Annotated in this window: 18 protein-coding genes; 9 read left to right on the top strand and 9 right to left on the bottom strand. The window is 57.8% G+C overall.

The genetic code is table 11. The features are described 5' to 3' along the window. The first annotated feature begins 20 nt into the window (after positions 1-20). From EOK75_RS00700 to EOK75_RS00675, 6 genes are all read left to right on the top strand, one after another. Entirely contained in the window at positions 21-2,207 is a 2,187-nt protein-coding gene (locus EOK75_RS00700; protein ID WP_137192153.1) for an RNA degradosome polyphosphate kinase, read from the top strand. A gap of 66 nt (positions 2,208-2,273) precedes the next feature. Continuing rightward, a complete protein-coding gene (locus EOK75_RS00695) occupies positions 2,274-3,860 on the top strand; it encodes a Ppx/GppA family phosphatase (RefSeq protein WP_137192152.1) in 1,587 nt (528 codons plus the stop codon). Beyond that, entirely contained in the window at positions 3,847-4,446 is a 600-nt protein-coding gene (locus EOK75_RS00690) for a VOC family protein (RefSeq protein WP_137192151.1), read from the top strand. The genes EOK75_RS00695 and EOK75_RS00690 overlap by 14 nt, the downstream gene beginning before the upstream one ends. Next, positions 4,443-5,183, top strand: coding sequence for a molecular chaperone DjiA (locus EOK75_RS00685; protein ID WP_240793984.1), 741 nt, complete (start codon positions 4,443-4,445; stop codon positions 5,181-5,183). Before EOK75_RS00690 ends, EOK75_RS00685 begins: the two co-directional genes overlap by 4 nt. Continuing rightward, positions 5,164-6,240, top strand: a complete 1,077-nt coding sequence (locus EOK75_RS00680) for an endonuclease/exonuclease/phosphatase family protein (protein ID WP_137192149.1) — start codon at positions 5,164-5,166, stop codon at positions 6,238-6,240. The genes EOK75_RS00685 and EOK75_RS00680 overlap by 20 nt, the downstream gene beginning before the upstream one ends. A 24-nt stretch (positions 6,241-6,264) precedes the next feature. Beyond that, the gene (locus EOK75_RS00675; protein ID WP_137192148.1) at positions 6,265-6,615 is read left to right on the top strand and encodes an AAA+ family ATPase; all 351 of its coding nucleotides are present in this window, start codon (positions 6,265-6,267) and stop codon (positions 6,613-6,615) included. A 33-nt stretch (positions 6,616-6,648) separates the two neighbouring features. Here EOK75_RS00675 and scpA read toward each other — a convergent pair whose 3' ends face one another. Beyond that, positions 6,649-8,778, bottom strand: a complete 2,130-nt coding sequence (gene scpA / locus EOK75_RS00670) for a methylmalonyl-CoA mutase (protein WP_137192147.1) — start codon at positions 8,776-8,778, stop codon at positions 6,649-6,651. Between the two features lie 95 nt (positions 8,779-8,873). Between scpA and EOK75_RS00665 the strand changes: the two genes are divergently transcribed. Next, entirely contained in the window at positions 8,874-9,311 is a 438-nt protein-coding gene (locus EOK75_RS00665; protein WP_137192146.1) for a DUF4174 domain-containing protein, read from the top strand. A 51-nt stretch (positions 9,312-9,362) separates the two neighbouring features. On the opposite strand, the gene EOK75_RS00660 is transcribed toward EOK75_RS00665, so the two are convergent. The 7 genes from EOK75_RS00660 to EOK75_RS00635 form a co-directional block, all read right to left on the bottom strand. Further along, positions 9,363-11,366 (bottom strand): acetyl-CoA carboxylase biotin carboxylase subunit, encoded by a 2,004-nt coding sequence (locus EOK75_RS00660; RefSeq protein WP_137192145.1) that lies wholly within the window; start codon positions 11,364-11,366, stop codon positions 9,363-9,365. Between the two features lie 128 nt (positions 11,367-11,494). After that, positions 11,495-11,728, bottom strand: a complete 234-nt coding sequence (locus tag EOK75_RS00655) for a hypothetical protein (RefSeq protein ID WP_137192144.1) — start codon at positions 11,726-11,728, stop codon at positions 11,495-11,497. A 322-nt stretch (positions 11,729-12,050) separates the two neighbouring features. Then, positions 12,051-12,452, bottom strand: coding sequence for a hypothetical protein (locus EOK75_RS00650; protein ID WP_137192143.1), 402 nt, complete (start codon positions 12,450-12,452; stop codon positions 12,051-12,053). An 81-nt stretch (positions 12,453-12,533) separates the two neighbouring features. After that, the gene (locus EOK75_RS20650; protein WP_168199104.1) at positions 12,534-12,674 is read right to left on the bottom strand and encodes a hypothetical protein; all 141 of its coding nucleotides are present in this window, start codon (positions 12,672-12,674) and stop codon (positions 12,534-12,536) included. 214 nt (positions 12,675-12,888) lie between these two features. Continuing rightward, positions 12,889-13,269 (bottom strand): DUF6497 family protein, encoded by a 381-nt coding sequence (locus EOK75_RS00645; protein ID WP_137192142.1) that lies wholly within the window; start codon positions 13,267-13,269, stop codon positions 12,889-12,891. Continuing rightward, positions 13,266-14,024 (bottom strand): class I SAM-dependent methyltransferase, encoded by a 759-nt coding sequence (locus EOK75_RS00640; RefSeq protein WP_137192141.1) that lies wholly within the window; start codon positions 14,022-14,024, stop codon positions 13,266-13,268. The genes EOK75_RS00645 and EOK75_RS00640 overlap by 4 nt, the downstream gene beginning before the upstream one ends. 22 nt (positions 14,025-14,046) lie before the next feature. After that, complete coding sequence (locus EOK75_RS00635; RefSeq protein ID WP_137192140.1) at positions 14,047-15,573, bottom strand: acyl-CoA carboxylase subunit beta; 1,527 nt, start codon at positions 15,571-15,573, stop codon at positions 14,047-14,049. A gap of 436 nt (positions 15,574-16,009) precedes the next feature. On the opposite strand from EOK75_RS00635, the gene EOK75_RS00630 reads away from it, so the two are divergent. Beyond that, positions 16,010-16,900, top strand: coding sequence for a metallophosphoesterase (locus EOK75_RS00630; protein ID WP_137192139.1), 891 nt, complete (start codon positions 16,010-16,012; stop codon positions 16,898-16,900). An 86-nt stretch (positions 16,901-16,986) separates the two neighbouring features. Here EOK75_RS00630 and EOK75_RS00625 read toward each other — a convergent pair. Continuing rightward, positions 16,987-18,074, bottom strand: a protein-coding gene (locus EOK75_RS00625; protein ID WP_137192138.1) for an IS3 family transposase whose coding sequence is annotated in 2 segments (ribosomal slippage) — positions 16,987-17,813 and positions 17,813-18,074 — 1,089 coding nt in all. Because the reading frame shifts where the segments join, the coding sequence is not laid out codon by codon here. A gap of 167 nt (positions 18,075-18,241) precedes the next feature. On the opposite strand from EOK75_RS00625, the gene EOK75_RS00620 reads away from it, so the two are divergent. After that, complete coding sequence (locus EOK75_RS00620; protein WP_137192137.1) at positions 18,242-18,568, top strand: hypothetical protein; 327 nt, start codon at positions 18,242-18,244, stop codon at positions 18,566-18,568. The last annotated feature ends 22 nt before the right edge of the window (positions 18,569-18,590 follow it).

Here is an 18,590-nt window from a genome sequence, read left to right as displayed (position 1 = left end):
CCAGAAGAGAACCCGCTCCAATGACACAAGCAGATTTTCTCGCAGCACCCTTCCCCGATGCCATTGACCTGCCTGATGATGAACGCAACGGCCCGCGCCGGTTCTTCAATCGGGAACTAAGCTGGCTGGCCTTCAACTGGCGGGTGCTGGATGAGGCAAGCAATCCCGGCGTGCCTTTGCTGGAACGCCTACGCTTTTTGTCCATATCCGCCACCAATCTGGATGAATTCTATACCGTGCGCGTTGCAGGCTACCGGGCCTTGATGCGCAGTGGCAAGAATGCCCTATCCGATGATGGTCGCACACCGGCGGAACAATTGGTTTTGATCAATGAAAATGCCCGGCGCTTGTTGCAAACCCAGCAAAGCGTGTTCGACACGCTGACCTCCGAAATGGACGCGCAGGGCATCGCGATCGAGACCCGCGCCGATCTGACCGAAGATGACCTCAAACACCTAGAGGATCACTTTTTCAACAAGGTATTTCCGGTGCTGTCGCCATTGGCGATTGATCCGGCGCATCCCTTTCCCTTCATCCCCAACGCCGGTTTCTGCCTCGCGCTGGAGCTGGAGCGCGCCAAGGACAAGCGCGCCTTGCAGGCCTTGCTGCCCATCCCCCAGCAAATCGACCGCTTTGTGCCCCTGCCCGCCAAAGACGGTGAGGCCCGCTTCCTGCCGCTGGAAGAGCTGCTTTTGCTGCATCTGGGCATGCTTTTTCCAGGCTATACCGACCGTGGCCACTGCACATTCCGCGTGCTGCGCGACAGTGATCTGGAGGTAGAGGACGAGGCCGAAGATCTTGTACGCGAATTTGAGACCGCCCTCAAACGTCGCCGCCGTGGGGAGGTGATCCGCCTGAAGATCAGTGCCGGCGCGCCCAATGATCTGCGCGCCATCATCATGCAAGAGCTACAGGTCACGGATGATGACGTGGTGGAACTGCATGGGCTTTTGGGGGTTGCCGACCTCAAGGAACTGGTTCTCGACAGCCGCAAAGACCTGCAATGGCCCAAATTCACCCCCCGCATCCCCGAGCGTGTGCAGGACCATGAGGGAGATATGTTCGCGGCCATCCGCAAAAAGGATATGCTGCTGCATCACCCCTATGAGACCTTTGACATGGTCATCCGTTTTCTGGAACAGGCGGCGCGCGACCCCAATGTTCTGGCGATCAAACAGACCCTCTACCGCACCAGTCAGGACAGCCCGATCGTCAGCGCGCTCTGTGAAGCGGCCGAGGCAGGCAAATCCGTAACCGCCTTGGTGGAACTCAAGGCCCGCTTTGACGAGGCCGCAAATATCCGCCAGTCGCGCCGGTTGGAACGGGCAGGTGCCCATGTGGTTTACGGGTTCATGACCCTGAAAACTCATGCGAAAATCAGCACCGTCGTGCGGCGTGAGGGTGAAAACCTTGTCACCTATACCCATTACGGCACCGGCAACTACCACCCGATCACCGCGCGCATCTATACCGACCTGTCGTTTTTCACCTGTGATGGCCCGCTGGGTCGTGATGCGACCAAAGTGTTCAACTATCTGTCCGGCTATGTGCAGCCCGAGGGCTTGGAAAACCTTGCCATCGCGCCCAGCACCCTCAAACCCCGCCTTTTGGAGCTGATTGCCGCCGAGGCCGATCACGCTGCCGCGGGCCGCCCCGCCGAGATCTGGGTCAAGCTGAATGCGCTGGTCGAGCCGGACATCATTGATGCCCTCTATGCGGCATCAAATGCCGGCGTAAAGATCAGCCTTGTGGTGCGCGGCATCTGTGCGCTGCGTCCGGGCATCAAGGGGCTTTCGGAAAATATCCGCGTAAAATCAATCGTGGGGCGGTTTCTGGAACATTCCCGCATTGTCTGTTTCGGCAACGGGCACGGCCTGCCCTCCAAAAAGGCGCGGGTGTTCATGTCCTCGGCCGATTGGATGGAACGAAACCTGTCGCGCCGTGTCGAAACCCTGTTCGAGGCCAAAAACCCGACAGTCAAAGCACAGATCGTCAGCCAGATCATGGCTGCCAATATGGCGGATGAGGCGCAAAGCTGGGTGCTTGATGCGCATGGCCACTATGCCCGCACGCTGGATGCCAAGGACGGGCAGCTTTTCAGCTGTCACCGTTTCTTCATGGAAAACCCCTCGCTTTCAGGCCGGGGAAGTGCCGGGGCAAAGGACGTTCCCAAACTGACCCACAGTCGGGATGAGCCCGCGAGCTAATCAAACACGTTGACCTTTTTGCTGCAACGCGGCATCAAGCACATGCAGCACCGCAGAGAGACGCCAATGGCCAAATCCAAACTCGTCGCCGCCACGCCCCCCCCTCCGCTTGAACCAGCACAGGATGGCAATCCCTTTGGCCGGTCGCTTTTCGATGACCCTTCGGCCCGCGCCCTTAGCAGGTTCGGGGTGGTGGATGTCGGGTCCAACTCGATCCGGATGGTTGTTTTTGACGGGGCGGCGCGCTCTCCTGCGTATTTTTACAACGAAAAGCTGATGGCGGGGCTGGGCAAGGGCCTGGCCGAAACCGGCATGCTGAACCCCAAGGGCAAAGAGCGCGCGCTGATTGCCCTTAAACGCTTTGCTATTCTGGCGCGGGGCATGGGAATTTCGCCGCTGACCTGCGTGGCCACGGCGGCCGTACGCGATGCCAGCGACGGCCCCGCCTTTGCCGCGCAGGTCGAGGCGGAAACCGGCCTGAAGCTGTGGGTGGTTGATGGCGACGAAGAGGCGCGGCTTTCAGCCCAAGGGGTTTTGCTGGGCTGGCCGGGTGCCAAGGGCATCATGTGCGATATCGGTGGCAACTCGATGGAATTGGCGCGCATCGCAGGCGGAAAGGTGGGCAAACGCGCCTCATCGCAGCTTGGCCCCTTTCGGTTGCAGCAAATCGAAGGCGGCGTAAAACAGCGCCGCGCCGTCATTGAGCGCGTCCTCAGAAAACTGAAAGCCAAGCTGGAGATTGAGGGCGAGCGGATTTATCTGGTTGGCGGATCATGGCGTGTGATCGCAAGGCTGGATATGGAACGCCGGAACTATCCGCTGACTGTACTGCATGAATACCGGATGACGCCGCAATCGGCGCTCGACACGCTTGACTGGATTGCCGAGAATGATCCTGCGGATTTGCGCGCCCGCACGGGCACCGGCGCGGAACGCATGGCCTTGGTGCCGCTGGCCTCTGAGGTGCTACGCGAGATTATCCGCATCTTTAAACCCAGCGAAATCGATGTGTCGTCTTACGGTATCCGCGAAGGTTTGCTTTATGAGCAGATGAACGAAAAGCTGCGCAGCCGCGACCCGTTGATTGAGGCGGCCCGCGCGGCGGAAATAACCTCGGCCCGCCTGCCCGGCTTTGGCAAGAAGCTTTATAGTTTCCTGTTGCCGATATTCAGGGAGGCGACCGAGGAAGACACCCGCCTGATCAAAGCCGCCTGCCTGCTGCATGACACCACATGGCGCGCCCATCCTGATTACCGCGCCGAGGTGTGCTTCGACAATGCCACCCGCGCCAATCTTGGCGGGTTGGACCATCAGGGGCGGGTCTTTTTGGGGCTGGCGCTTTTGCACCGCTATAAAAACAGCCGCGCCGGATCGCGGCTGGAGCCGCTGTTTGCCCTGCTCAGCCGCGAACAGATCCAACAGGCCGAGGTTTTGGGCAAGGCCATGCGCTTTGGCGCGATGCTGTCCGCCACCGGACCGGAAAGCGCGGGCAGCCTGCAATGGGACGCCGATGCGCAAACGCTGACGCTGACGCTAAACCCAATGGGCAAGGATCTGTTCGGAGAGGTGACGCAAGCCCGCTTCAAATCACTTGCCAACGCCTTGAACGCCACGCCCAATGTGATCGAAGGGGAGGATGATGTTGATCCTTGATCATCTGGCCCTATCGGCCACCACCCTTGCCGAAGGGGTTGAGGCCGTCGAAACCGCGCTGGGGGTATCGCTGGCGACGGGCGGGGAACATCCGTTGATGTCCACCCATAACCGCCTGCTAGGGTTGGGCGATGTCTATCTAGAGGTGATCGCGATCAACCCTGATGCCCCGCGCCCGCCCCATCCCCGCTGGTTTGATCTTGACCATTTCTCGGGCCGTCCGCGCCTGACCAATTGGGTGCTGGCCTGCGATGATCTGGACACGGCGCTTGCACATCTACCCCAAGGGGTCGGCGCGCCCACCGATTTGGCACGTGGTGATCTGCGCTGGCGCATGGCGATCCCACCGGATGGCCGCTTGCCATTTGCCGGCGCGCATCCTGCGGTGATCGAATGGCAAGGCCCGCACCCCGCCCAGCGTCTGCCCGACAGCGGCATACGGCTGACGCAGTTTGAGGTGATCACCCCCGATGCCGCCGCCCTTCAGGGCTTGCAGAATGATCCGCGTGTGACCATCATCCAAGGGGCCACATTGGCCATGCGCGCCACATTCTCCACGCCTCACGGCCCCCGCATTCTGGAATGACAGTGCCGCCTGATCACGCTAACATGCTGCCTATGGAACGCTCTATCTGGACCCGCATCAATGACGCGCTGGCCGCCCTTACCGCGGGTGAGGGGCTTTCGGTTGTGCTGGACCGGCTGCGCGGGGCGCGGGTGGCATCGCCGGAACGCTCTGTCGGGTTTACCATTTCCGTGATCGCGCTGGGGGCCAAAATGGCCAAGGCCGACGGGCAGGTTACCCGCAATGAGGTCGCCGCCTTTCGCAGCCTGTTCACCATCGCCCCCGAGGAAGAGGCCAACGCCGCCCGCGTCTTTAACCTCGCACGTCAGGATGTGGCGGGCTTTGACGCCTATGCCCGCAAGATCGCCGCGATTTTCCCCGATGAGGGGCGCGAAACCCTGATTGATCTGCTGGAAGGGCTGTTCACCATTGCGATGGCCGACGGCGAATACCACCCGAATGAGGATGCCTTTCTGGCCGAGGTGGCAAGGATCTTTGGCCTTGGCGACGCCTGTTTCCGCAGCCTGCGCGCCCGCTTTGTCGAAGGTGCGCCGCGTGACCCCTATGACGTACTGGGAATTACGCCAGATGCCAGCATGGCCGAAATCCGCACCGCATGGAAACAAGCCGTGCGCGACAGCCACCCCGACCGCCTGATCGCGCGCGGTGTCCCCCCCGAGGCGGTAGAGCTTGCCAGCCGCCGGATGATCGACATCAACGCCGCATGGAAAGAGATCAATGGCAGCCGCGCCGCATAAGCCCCTGCGCCTTGCGACGTATAACGTTGAATGGTTCAACGGACTTTTTGATGATGACGGCGGGCTTTTGGCCGATGACGAACGCTCTGCCCGCTATGGTATTACGCGCGCGGAACAGCTAGCAGCGCTTGGCATTGTGTTCACCGCGATGGATGCGGATGGCGTGATGATTATCGAGGCCCCCGATACCGGATCGCGCCGCCTCACGTCACGCGCCTTGGAAAATTTCGCACGGTTTTTTGGCCTGCGCACCACCCGCGCGCTGCATGGGTTCACCAGCTCTACCGAACAAGAAATCGCCTTTCTCTATGATCCCGACCGGATTGAGGCCAGCCATCAACCCATCGGCGCCCCCCCTGCCGAGGGCGATCCCGCAAAGGGTCCGCGCTTTGACGGGGTGTTCTGGCATGATCTGAATACGGATGCCCGCCCGGAACGTATCCACTTTTCCAAGCCACCCTTGGAGGTGGCGATGACCGACCTTGCCACTGACCAAAACCTGCGCCTGATCGGCGTTCACGCCAAATCCAAGGCCCCCCACGGTGCGCGCACCCCCGATGAGGTAACGCGCGTCGCGATCGAGAACCGCCGCAAGCAACTGGCGCAATGTCTGTGGCTGCGCAATCGGGTGGAAACCCATCTGGCGGCCGGTGATCCATTGGTGGTGATGGGGGATTTCAACGATGGTCCGGGGCTTGATGAATATGAAAAACTGTTTGGCAAATCGGGGATCGAGATTGTGATGGGCACCGATGCCCCGCCCGAGATGCGGATGGTGGAACCCAACGCCCAGATGGTGCTGAACCGCAAGGTCGGGATCATGCCCACCTCTGCCCGCTTTTATGACCCTGTGCAGAAACGCTATTTCGGGGCGCTCTTGGACTTTATCCTCGTCTCCCCCGATCTGGCGCTGCGCGCGCCGCGCTGGCGCATCTGGCACCCGATGGATGACCCCGACTGCTGGCGCACGCCCGAGCTGTGCGATGCCTTGCTTGCAGCCTCGGACCATTTCCCCGTCACGCTTGATCTGCCCGCTGTCTGGACACTGGACAGATAGCCAAATCATCCCCATATCTGGGGGATGAAACATGCATTTTTCCCTCTCGCCCTTTGTCTTGCCCTTGCAGCACCCGCCCATGCCCAAGAGCCCGAGGAGGGGTTAGGCCTTGTGGAACGCGGCCTACGGCAGTTGTTTGACGGGTTTATTCAGGATCTGGAGCCGACCCTCAATGATCTGACCCAATCCATGCGAGAGCTGGAACCGATGGCGCGGCAGCTTGCCGAGCTGATCGGTGATGTGCGCCACTATGAGGCGCCAGAGCGATTGGAAAACGGCGATATCATTATCCGGCGCAAAGCCGATGCCCCGCCACCGCCGCCCTTGCCCGAAACGCAGACGGACCAGCCCCCGCAAGGGCAGATCGACCTTTAGGGGCAAGGAATTGCCCTGCCCCCTTATGCGGATTTATGTGCGGGCCTCACGGATCAGACGCAAGATATCCTTGGCCGCAGCCGGGATATTGGTGCCCGGGCCAAAGATCGCCTTCACACCCGCATCATAAAGGAACTTATAGTCCTGCTGCGGAATAACACCGCCACAGATCACCAGAATATCCCCCGCGCCCGCATCTTTGAGTGCCTGAACCAGCTTTGGCGCAAGCGTCTTGTGCCCTGCGGCCTGTGATGAAATGCCGATGACATGCACGTCATTGTCCACCGCATCCTGCGCCGCCTCGGCAGGGGTCTGGAACAAGGGGCCGACATCCACGTCAAAGCCGATATCCGCAAAGGCAGTCGCGATCACTTTCGCACCGCGGTCATGACCGTCCTGGCCCATCTTGACCACCAGCATCCGTGGGCGGCGGCCCTCTTCCTCGGCAAAGGCATCCACATCTTTTTGGATCGCGGCAAAGCCTTCGTCGCCCTCATAGGCCGCGCCATAAACGCCTGCCAAGGTTTTCACTTCCGCGCGGTGGCGGCCGAACGTTGCTTCCATAGCCAAGGAAATCTCCCCTACTGTGGCCCGGGCGCGGGCGCATTCCACCGCCGCCTCAAGCAAGTTTCCACCCTCAACGGTACGGCGGCCCAGCTCTAGCAATGCAGCATCACAGGCGGCTTGGTCACGGGTGGCGCGGATTTTCTCAAGCCGCGCAATCTGGCTTTCGCGCACGGCCACATTGTCGATATCAAGAATATCAATCGGGTCCTCATTCGCCAGCCGGTATTTATTAACGCCGACGATCACATCTTCGCCGCGGTCGATCATGGCTTGGCGACGTGCCGCACTTTCCTCAATCCGCAGCTTGGGCATGCCGGTTGCGACCGCTTTGGTCATGCCGCCCATGGCCTCGACTTCCTCGATCAGCTTCCAGGCCTCTTCGGCCAGTTCCGCCGTCAAGCTTTCGACATAATACGACCCCGCCAGCGGATCGACGACCTTGGTCACACCGGTTTCTTCTTGCAAAATCAACTGGGTATTACGGGCGATGCGGGCAGAAAATTCTGTCGGCAATGCGATTGCCTCATCCAGCGCGTTGGTGTGAAGGCTTTGCGTGCCGCCCAATACCGCCGCCATCGCCTCATAGGCGGTGCGCACCACGTTGTTATAGGGGTCGGCCTCTTGCAAGCTTACGCCCGAAGTTTGGCAATGCGTCCGCAACATCAAAGAGCCGGTCTTTTTCGCGCCAAATTCCGTCATGATGCGGTGCCAAAGCAGGCGCGCCGCACGCAGCTTCGCCGTCTCCATGAAGAAATTCATCCCGATGGCAAAGAAGAAGCTGAGCCGCCCAGCAAAAGCATCCACATCCATGCCACGCGCAATCGCGGTGCGCACGTATTCGCGCCCGTCGGCCAGCGTATAGGCCAGTTCTTGCACCAAATTCGCGCCGGCCTCTTGCATGTGATAGCCAGAGATAGAGATGGAGTTGAATTTTGGCATTTCAGCGGCGGTATATTCGATGATATCCGCGATGATCCGCATCGAAGGTTCGGGCGGATAAACATAGGTGTTGCGGACCATGAATTCCTTCAGAATATCATTCTGAATGGTGCCCGACAGCAGGCTGCGGTCCACGCCTTGTTCCTCGCCTGTCACGATAAAACTGGCAAGAATAGGGATCACTGCACCGTTCATCGTCATGGAAACACTGATCTTTTCCAAGGGGATGCCATCGAAAAGGATCTTCATATCTTCAACGCTGTCAATCGCCACACCGGCCTTGCCGACATCGCCCTCAACACGGGGGTGGTCGCTGTCATAGCCGCGGTGGGTGGCCAGATCGAAGGCCACGGAAACGCCCTGTTGCCCTGCCGCAAGCGCCTTGCGGTAAAAGGCGTTCGATGCCTCGGCGGTGGAAAAGCCCGCATATTGACGGATGGTCCAAGGGCGGCCCGCATACATCGTGGCCCGCACGCCGCGCGTGAACGGACCCACGCCCGGCACGCCGCCCATATGCGGCAGCCCTTCGACATCAGCAGCTGTATACAAGGGCTTAACCTTGATCCCTTCCAGCGTGTCCCATGTCAGGGTTGCCGGATCGCGGCCCTTAAGCTCTTTTTCCGCCACTGCTGCCCAGGATTTAAGTGCATCTGTCATGGCTTTTCCCCTTACTGTGGTCAAAGGGGCGTCCCCTTGACGATCTTACTTTGGTTTGCGGCCAAGACACCCTATATGAAGGTGAAGGAGACCGCATGAAACGACTTCAAATTCTTGTTCTCACGGCATTTCTGCCCTTTATGGCCATCGCCCAACCGGCAGAGCCTTTGGAAATATTCGACGCGGAAGGCGTGACCATGGATGATTTCCTATGGCTCAAGCGACCGGTTGTCGTTTTTGCCAACAGCCCGAATGACCCATCCGTCACCACACAGCTGGAATATCTGGCCGAGCGCCCCGCGCAACTGGCCGAACGGGACGTGGTTGTGATCGTCGACACAGATCCCGCCGCCGCCTCATTCTTTCGCCAAAAGCTGCGCCCGCGCGGTTTTTCACTGGTGATCATGGACAAAGACGGCAGTGTCGAGGTCCGCAAGCCCCGCCCTTGGGACGTGCGAGAGATTACGCGCGCCATCGACAAATTCCCGCTGGCCCGACAAGAACAGCTCGAACGCTTTCCCTCGGGGCGGTAACGGGGGCATATTGCCCCCGCGCGGGATTGATGATGACGCAGTCGGGTCACGTCATTCAAACTCCATGATAATCTCGTCAACCTTCAGGCTTGCGCCTGGCTCGGCATTGACGGATTTCACCACGCCTTTTCGTTCGGCGCGCAGGATGTTTTCCATCTTCATCGCCTCAACCGTGGCAAGCGCCTGACCTTCCTGCACCTCGTCACCCACGGCCACGTTGATCTTCACGATCAACCCCGGCATCGGGCAAAGTAGGAATTTCGACGTATCGGGGGCCACTTTTTCCAGCATCAAGCCGGCCAGCTCTGCCTGACGCGGGGTGCGTACATGGCAGGTGAAATCCGCGCCGCGCAACCGCAGACGGAAGCCCGACGGCACCTTGCCCACCTTCATCACCAAAGGTTTGCCATCCACCGTCAGCCGCGCCAAAGGCTGCCCCGGTGTCCAGTCGCTTTCGACCCGCATGGTTTTGCCATCGGCAAAGCGAATGGTAGAGCCGGCGCGGTCCGCCTCAATCGTCACCTCAAAGGATTGCCCTTGCAGCGACACATTCCACGCGCTGCCAACCTTGCGCTCGTGGTTGTCCATTGTGCCGGAAATCCGCGTGCGGCGAATTTCGGCCACGCGGTTCATCGCGGCAGCGGCGGCCGCAACACGGGCTGCCAATTCACCATCCAGATCAACGCCTTGGAAGCCGTCGGGGTATTCCTCCTCAATAAAGGCGGTGGTGATATTGCCCGAAACAAAGCGCGGATGCTCCATCACAGCGGAACAAAATGGCAGGTTGTGGCCGATGCCCTCAACCTCAAAGGTATCAAGTGCCAGACGCATTTCTTCAATCGCTTCGGCACGGGTCGGGGCCCATGTACACAGTTTGGCGATCATCGGATCGTAGAACATGCTGATCTCGCCACCTTCAAACACGCCGGTATCATTGCGCACAATGCCTCCGTTTGCCGTCGCCCCTTCAACAGGGGGGCGGTAGCGGGTCAAGCGGCCAATCGAGGGCAAAAACCCGCGGTAAGGGTCCTCGGCGTAAAGGCGGCTTTCCATCGCCCAACCGTTGATCTTCAGATCCTCTTGCTTGAACGGCAGCGCCTCACCATCGGCAATGCGGATCATCTGTTCGACCAGATCAACGCCGGTAATCAGCTCGGTAACAGGGTGTTCCACCTGCAAACGCGTGTTCATTTCAAGGAAATAGAAGTTGCGGTCACCATCGACGATGAATTCCACCGTACCGGCCGAGGTATAGCCGACCGCTTGGGCCAAGGCGCAGGCCTGCTCGCCCATAGCTTTGCGGGTGGCCTCATCCAGAAACGGGCTTGGCGCCTCTTCGATGACCTTTTGGTTGCGACGCTGGATAGAGCATTCGCGCTCATGCAGATAGACGCAATTGCCGTGCTTGTCAGCCAAAACCTGAATTTCGATATGGCGCGGCTGGGTGACGAATTTCTCGATGAAAATCCGGTCATCGCCAAAGCTGTTCGCCGCCTCGCTTTTGGAGGACTCAAAGCCTTCCTTCACTTCAGATTCCGACCAAGCGATCCGCATCCCCTTGCCGCCGCCGCCAGCCGAGGCTTTGATCATCACCGGATAGCCAACTTCACCCGAGATTTTCACCGCCTCATCAGCATCCGCAATCAGGCCCATATAGCCGGGAACGGTGGAAACGCCCGCCTCCATCGCCAGCTTCTTTGAGGTGATCTTATCCCCCATCGATTCAATCGCAGGCGAAGGTGGTCCGATAAAGACTACGCCCTCTTTTTCCAAAGCTGCCGCGAAGTTCATGTTTTCGCTTAGGAAACCATAGCCGGGGTGAACGGCCTCGGCTCCGGTTTTGCGCACGGCCTCCATGATCTTTTCGATCACGATATAGGATTGGTTGGCCGGGGCCGGACCAATATGCACCGCCTCATCCGCCATGCGCACATGCAGCGCATTACGGTCGGCGTCCGAATAGACCGCCACAGTCTTGATGCCCATCGCGCGGGCAGATTTGATAACACGGCAGGCAATCTCGCCCCGGTTTGCGATCAGGATCTTTTTAAACATGGCAGCCCCTTCTTTTGGTAACGCACGTAGCGTGAAATGCAAAAAGACCACCCGCGCGTACAGCACGGATGGTCCAGTCAGATTGTCCCCACTTGGGGGATGGTGTCAGATTAACGGTCGCGCGGTGCTCAGTAGCAGGCTGGCAAGCCGGGAACGCCGCAAGAAACGCCGCCGACCAACGCGCCAACAAGCGCGCCTTTGGTTTTGCTGCCGCCGGTTGCGCTGGCAATAAGTGCGCCTGCGCCGGCACCGCCGATGGTGCGCACAGCGGCGTTATTTGTGGGTGAATTGGGGTTGTTGTTGACGCAACCCGCAAGAGCCAAGATGACGGGAGCCGCCATAAGGAGGGTGGTGATACGCATTCTGCTAAGCCTCTCGATCGTGTTATTATTGACCGCGATTCTAGCGCATTTTTGCAAGAATTAAAGAGAAATCGCAAAGGCGTAGGCCGGCTCTTGCCGATGGCCGTTCGCCGCGCCCCAAAGGCCGACTTGCTGCGGGGGAAAGCAAGCCGAAAACCTAAGGACCGTGAGCATAAAAACGCATCATCATAGTCAATGCCGTCGCTTGCGACGGCCGGGGCATTTGCCGCATCCTGTGCCGCAATGGCAAAGCCATATTCCGCAAGATCCGCGCGCTGCGCAGGTTTTTGCCAATTTATGAGAGAGATGCGCGGGTTCATGCTTATTCGTCGTCCTCATCGCCCCAATCGTCCCAGTCGTCATCCAACGGTGGGGCATCGGGGGCAAAAACCTTGGGAAAGGACGCTTCGGCGATTTTGACATTCACCTTCAAAAGCGCCTCATAAGAGGCCGGATCAAACGGATCCTCGGCGGCAATCACCTCACGCCCGAACAGCCATGACAGGCGGCCGGCATCCAGATTGCCACGCTCGAACGGCTCTTCGCCGAAATGGATCCATAGTGCCTTGAGAAAACCTTCATCCGCAGTGCGATCATTAGAAGCACGGTCGCGGTAGCGTTCGCGGCGGATAATTTTTGTCGCCCCGGCCTTATTGGCCCGACGGATCACGAACTGAAAATCTGTGGACGGAAGCCGCCCCGGAAATCCACGATGCTTGATCATGCTGCACCCCCCGTCTGGATCGGTGCAGATAGAAAAAGGGCGGGCACGGCACCAAGCGCGCCTGCTGCCCGCCCCCAGATATTACTTGTATTTGCCGGTATAGACCGGCTCTTCGGAAACCACGTCTTCAATATAGACGACTTCTGGTTCCGTTTTAGCGCCGCAAGCTGCCAGGAAAGCAACAGTGCAGAGTGCCAGAATTGTTTTTGTGCTCGTCGACATCCTCTACTCCTAGTTTTTTGTGGGAAAGTCGCCGCAGATTGGCCCGCGACGCTGCCCAAATGTGAGGTATAGACCGCTTGGGTTCGGCCTTTGCAAACCATAGCCGGCCCGAAATGCAAAAGACACTGGCTATTATTTATCATGGCAGTTTGTGGCTTGGCTACATCACGGCGCGGTGATGAAAGGGCCAAAAACCCTAGATTTAGGGGCGTCATCAGAAAACCTCCGATATGCAGGCATCACCGTCCAAGCGGTAAGCCTCAAAAAACTGGGTCGCATCAGGGTCCGACTGGCCAAAAGGCAGCTCGACATCAGAAAGCGACAGGATGATTTGCGCGGGCCGCGCCGTTTCTGCCTGTAGCTGCGGCAGAACGAAACGATCGCACAGATAAGCCATATCGACCGCCGCAGCGTCATGGTCAAGCGCCCCTTCGGCCCGTGCGATTTGCGGGGCAACAAAACGGGCACGCAAAACCAGCTCATCCCCCTCTTCCCAAAACATCTCTTGCAGGGTGACATGCTGCCCCGAAGGCACGGTGAACTGCGCATCCCCCCCCGCTATACGCCACAAAAGATCCTGCGAACGCTGGGTCATGCCGCAGCCTTACGCAGCAAAACCCGCCGTGTTTTTGGTGGCGCATCAAGATCGCTCAAGGTGCCGAATTGTGACAGGGTGGCGGCCTGTGCCGTTGCCGTTTCTGCCCTCAGATCAAAAATCGCAGCGCCGCCGGGCTTCAGGACCTTGTCCAGAAACGGCACATAGAGATCCACCGGATAGTGGAACCCGCACGACAGGAAAGAGACGGCAAGATCAACGGGCTCGATGGTTTCCGGCGCAACCTCGCGCGGGTTCAGCGTTGTGATCTGCGTGGTTGCAACCCCATTGGCACCAAGCAGTTCCTTGGCCCGCGCAAGGCTGGAATAGGCCGCCCCTTCGGCTTGAAAGCCGAAATGACGATGCTCATTGCTTTCAAGGTCAATCAGCACCAGATCAGGGTTCAGGTCCTTTGCCAGAAACAGATCAAAGAACGCATAACCACAGCCGATATCGGCCACCCGCTTGGGCGCAAGCGCACGTAAAACCGGCGCGAGCGCACGATATTCGGCATGGATCACCCCCGCCGCACGCTGCGCAATTTGCGCGCCCAGACGGTCAACCTCGGCCTCCATCGGGGCCATATCGCCCGCCCCCCACGCCCGGATCACCTGACCAGAGCGGGGTCGATCAAACATCACCTCGGAGCGTTGCAGGATCAGGTTGACCAAGTCACCCCGATCCAGACACCCGAAATCCAATCCGGAAACCACCGGATTTTCCGCCTCTTTGGCAATATCAAGACCCTGCTGCATCGGTTGCTCCGCTTTTTATGAGTTATAGCGGGATGTTATCGTGCTTTTTCCATGGGTTTGTAAGCTTCTTGCCACGCAAACTTGCAAAAGCCCGCGAAATACGACGACGCGTGGACTGCGGCATGATCACCTCATCGATAAAGCCCTTTTCAGCGGCCACGAACGGGTTGGCGAAACGGTCTTCATATTCCTTGGTGCGCTCTGCGATTTCCTCGGCGGTTTTGCCGCGATAGATGATCTCAGTCGCGCCTTTCGCCCCCATCACCGCGATTTCCGCAGTCGGCCATGCATAGTTGAAATCGCCACGCAAATGCTTGGAGGCCATCACGTCATAGGCACCGCCATAAGCCTTGCGGGTGATCACGGTGACTTTCGGCACAGTCGCCTCACCATAAGCGAACAGCAGTTTCGCGCCGTGCTTGATAACACCGCCATATTCTTGGGATGTACCGGGCAAGAAACCGGGCACATCGACCAGCGTCAAAATCGGAATTTCAAACGCATCACAAAAGCGCACAAAGCGCGCGGCCTTGCGGCTGCTGTCGATATCAAGGCAGCCCGCCAGAACCATCGGCTGATTGGCAACCACCCCCACGGTTTGCCCCTCAAGGCGGATAAAGCCGGTGATGATATTGCCCGCAAAAGCGGCCTGAATTTCAAAGAAATCCCCCTCATCGGCCAGCTTCAGGATCAATTCCTTCATATCATAGGGCTGATTCGGGTTGTCGGGGATCAGCGTGTCGAGGCTGCTTTCAATCCGCGCCGGATCGTCAAAGAAGGGCCGGACAGGCGCGCGCTCACGGTTGGAAAGCGGCAGGAAGTCAATCAAACGGCGGGTTTCGGCCAAGGCCTCCACGTCGTTTTCATAAGCACCATCTGCCACGCTCGACTTCTTGGTATGCGTACTGGCACCGCCAAGCTCTTCGGCGGTAACCACCTCATTCGTAACGGTTTTTACAACATCGGGGCCGGTCACGAACATATAGCTGCTGTCTTTGACCATAAAGATGAAGTCGGTCATCGCAGGCGAATACACAGCGCCCCCCGCACATGGCCCCATGATCAGGCTGATCTGCGGCACCACGCCCGACGCCATGATATTGCGCTGGAACACCTCGGCATAACCGGCAAGACTAGCCACGCCTTCCTGGATGCGCGCACCGCCAGAATCGTTGATCCCGATCACTGGTGCGCCATTTTGCATCGCCATATCCATAATCTTGCAAATCTTCTGCGCGTGGGTCTCGGACAAAGAGCCCCCGAACACCGTAAAGTCCTGCGAGAAAACATAGATCAGACGACCGTTCACCGTACCCCAGCCCGTCACAACGCCGTCGCCGTAGGGGCGGTCTTTCTCCATCCCGAAATCGGTGCAGCGGTGGGCAACAAAAGTATCGAACTCCTCAAAAGAGCCCTCATCCAGCAATAGCTCCACCCGCTCACGCGCCGTTAGCTTGCCTTTGGCATGCTGCGCAACGATACGGCGCTCCCCTCCTCCCTTACGAGCGGTTTCACGGCGGCCTTCCAGCTCTTGCAAGATATCTTTCATCACAGGACTCCCCTTCGGATTTTAGTTAATCTAACTGCGCAAAGCGCCTGAGGAAAGAACAAAGCGGTAAATTTGCAAATAGTTGAATATTTGATTTGTGCAAATTGCAAATTTGCAAACAAACTTCATTGCCAAATGTCAGTTGTGTCGGACACATGAAATAATGTCCATTGGAGGGGGTTTTTGTCCATTAAACCACGTGGTTAATGGCCATCTGAAAATCAAGAAATGAATATTTACAATGAAAACAATGCCCTAGACAGTCAACTCCCTGTGATAGACACAATGCCTCGGCTTCGCCTATCGCTACAGTAATGAAAGCCTGCCTAGCCCCATGTTTACTGAACGTCTCCCATATAAAAGCTGAGTGCCGCGCTTGACAGATCAAGACCTTTAGGTCGCTGTAAGGCAAACCAAATAAGCCTGTGAGTGTTTTGTGAATTTTTCGGCAAACCTAAGCTTCTATAACCTGTCATGGAGGGACTTGCCGGGGGCACTTCCTGAAAACGAAGAGATCTTCGCTATCGGAGACGTCCATGGCGAGGCTGAGCTGCTCAATGCCGCGCTTTCCTCGATTGCCTCAATTCCGCGCACCACGAGCAGACGGCACCTAATCTTTCTTGGCGATCTCATTGACCGAGGCAGAGCATCCTTCGCCGCGGTCAAACTGGCGATGGCTGGTAACATGCAGGCCCTCGCAGACAATCTGCACATACTGCCCGGAAACCACGATCTGATGCTTCTGGACGCCATGAAAGATGAAAGCTGTCTCGAACACTGGCTCACCAATGGCGGAAAATCTGTTTTGTCTGAGCTGGGTCTTTCACAGCAGGTCAATACGTGGGCTGCAATCACAGAAAAAATCAGGGCCGCTTTGCACCCTGGTTACCTCGAACAAATCGCTCACGGGCCGTCTCACCTTCATCTCGGGGATTTGCTGTTTGTCCATGCGGGGATTGACCCCCATGCCGACAGGGCGACGTTTTTGGCACAAAGCCGGTATCAAATCAGATCGGACATGCACTGGGCCACTATGCGGTATCCATTTCTCAACTGGATCGGTGGTTGGAATGGTGATGATCAAGATCCGGAGCGCCGCCGTCAAAAGCCCACTGTAGTCGTTCATGGCCATACACCGTCACTGCGCGAACAACTTACCGAAGTGGAAAAACTGGCAATCTGTGATGGCATTGACGGTTATCGGGCCGTCGACCTGGATATCGGTGCAGGTTACAGACAGCAGCTAGCATGGGCACACTTCATAACGACCAAGGGCAAGAGCCAAATGCAGATCCACGCTGTTGTGAAACTCGGCCCGTCTTCTTAAAACTAACTTAGCGCAATGCAAAACTAGTTCGGTTTTGAGCATTGCATGGTAATCGCCCCCTTTTTAACGGGGTGCATCTGTAGAACTTACGCGGCCATTTTCAGTTTCATAGCGGGTGTGATGCCGCCGATGCCCATGTTCGGGCGGTCGTTGTTATATGTCCAGAGCCATTGTGTGGCCTGATCCTGAGCCTCCTCGATGCTTTCGATGATGTATTGATCCAGCCATTCATGCCGAACCGTCCGGTTGTAGCGCTCGACATAGGCGTTCTGCTGGGGCTGTCCGGGTTGGATGTGCTGGATCGTAACACTATGTTTCTCAGCCCATTTTCTCAGTGTTTCGCTGATATATTCCGGCCCATTGTCGACCCTGATCGTGCCCGGTTTTCCGCGCCATTCGATAATGCGATCAAGGCTGCGGATGACCCGTTCGGCAGGGAGCGAGAAATCAACCTCGATCCCCAGCCCTTCGCGGTTGAAGTCGTCCAACACATTCAAAAGCCGAAAAGCCCTGCCGTCGCCGAGGCGATCCGCCATGAAGTCCATGGACCAGGTCACATTCGGTCTGTTCGGGACCGCCAGAACGTCAGGCTTCTCCCGTTTCAGCCGCTTGCGCGGCTTGATGCGCAGGTTCAGTTCCAGCTCACAGTAGATCCGGTAGACCCGCTTGTGGTTCCACGGATGCCCCTTCACGTTGCGCAAATGCAGGAAACACAGGCCAAATCCCCAAGTCTTGCGCGCATCCGTCAGCCCTGTCAGCAGATCGGCGATCACCTCGTTCTCGTCTTTCAGCTTCGGGCTGTAACGATAGCAGGTCTCGCTGACCTCGAAGGCCCGGCACGCCAGCGCGATGCTGACGCCCCGTCGCTCTACCGCCGTTTCGGCCATCTCGCGGCGCTGAGATGGCCCCGTTACTTTTTTCCGAGGGCTTCCTTCAATAAGTCCGCCTGCATGCTCAGATCTGCATACATCCGCTTCAGCCTGCGGTTCTCTTCCTCCATGGCTTTCATCTGGCTGACCATGGATGCATCCATGCCACCATACTTCGCACGCCATTTGTAAAACGACGCATTGCTCATGCCATGTTCACGGCAAAGCTCGGCCACCGGCACACCACCTTCGGCTTGGCGCAGGATCGCAAGGATCTGGGGTTCGCTATATCTGGTCATTTTCATTCAAAATCTCCTCGTTCATCTTGCCGAGAAAATTCTACTTCCGCAGCCCCTTACTTTCGGGGGGGATTACCGCATCACCTTAGAAAGCACCCTGAACTCTAATTCAGGCGGCCCGCTCTTGACTGGCTAATATTTCGGGCCAATCCATGGAACCAAAAAGGTAAAACATGAAAAAACGCCCCACACTTGATGATTTGCAACGTGAAAGGGCGCGTTTTATCGGACCACTACAACCACCTCAGCCCCCGAAAATGCAACGGCGGCCAACCGAAAGCGACGACATTTATACCGAAACTCTTGTGACCGTCCATTTTATCCGAACAGCACTTGATGCGGGCCTGCCAATCGATCCGGAACGACTGCCTGACAAAATAATCGAGATTATCGAAAACAACGGATCAGGCCATGACAGACCGATTGTAGATGGTCGTGTGCATTATCATGTAGTTGACGTTATTAAGGCGCTCGACATTCGAAACGGTAAGATCGTTTAGGATTGATCCCTAAGCATCAAGA

It is taken from the genome of Pseudorhodobacter turbinis, from assembly GCF_005234135.1.
Lineage (GTDB): Bacteria > Pseudomonadota > Alphaproteobacteria > Rhodobacterales > Rhodobacteraceae > Pseudorhodobacter > Pseudorhodobacter turbinis.
The sequence above is the reverse complement of the archived record's forward strand: the minus strand, read 5'-3'. Positions and strand labels throughout refer to the sequence as shown.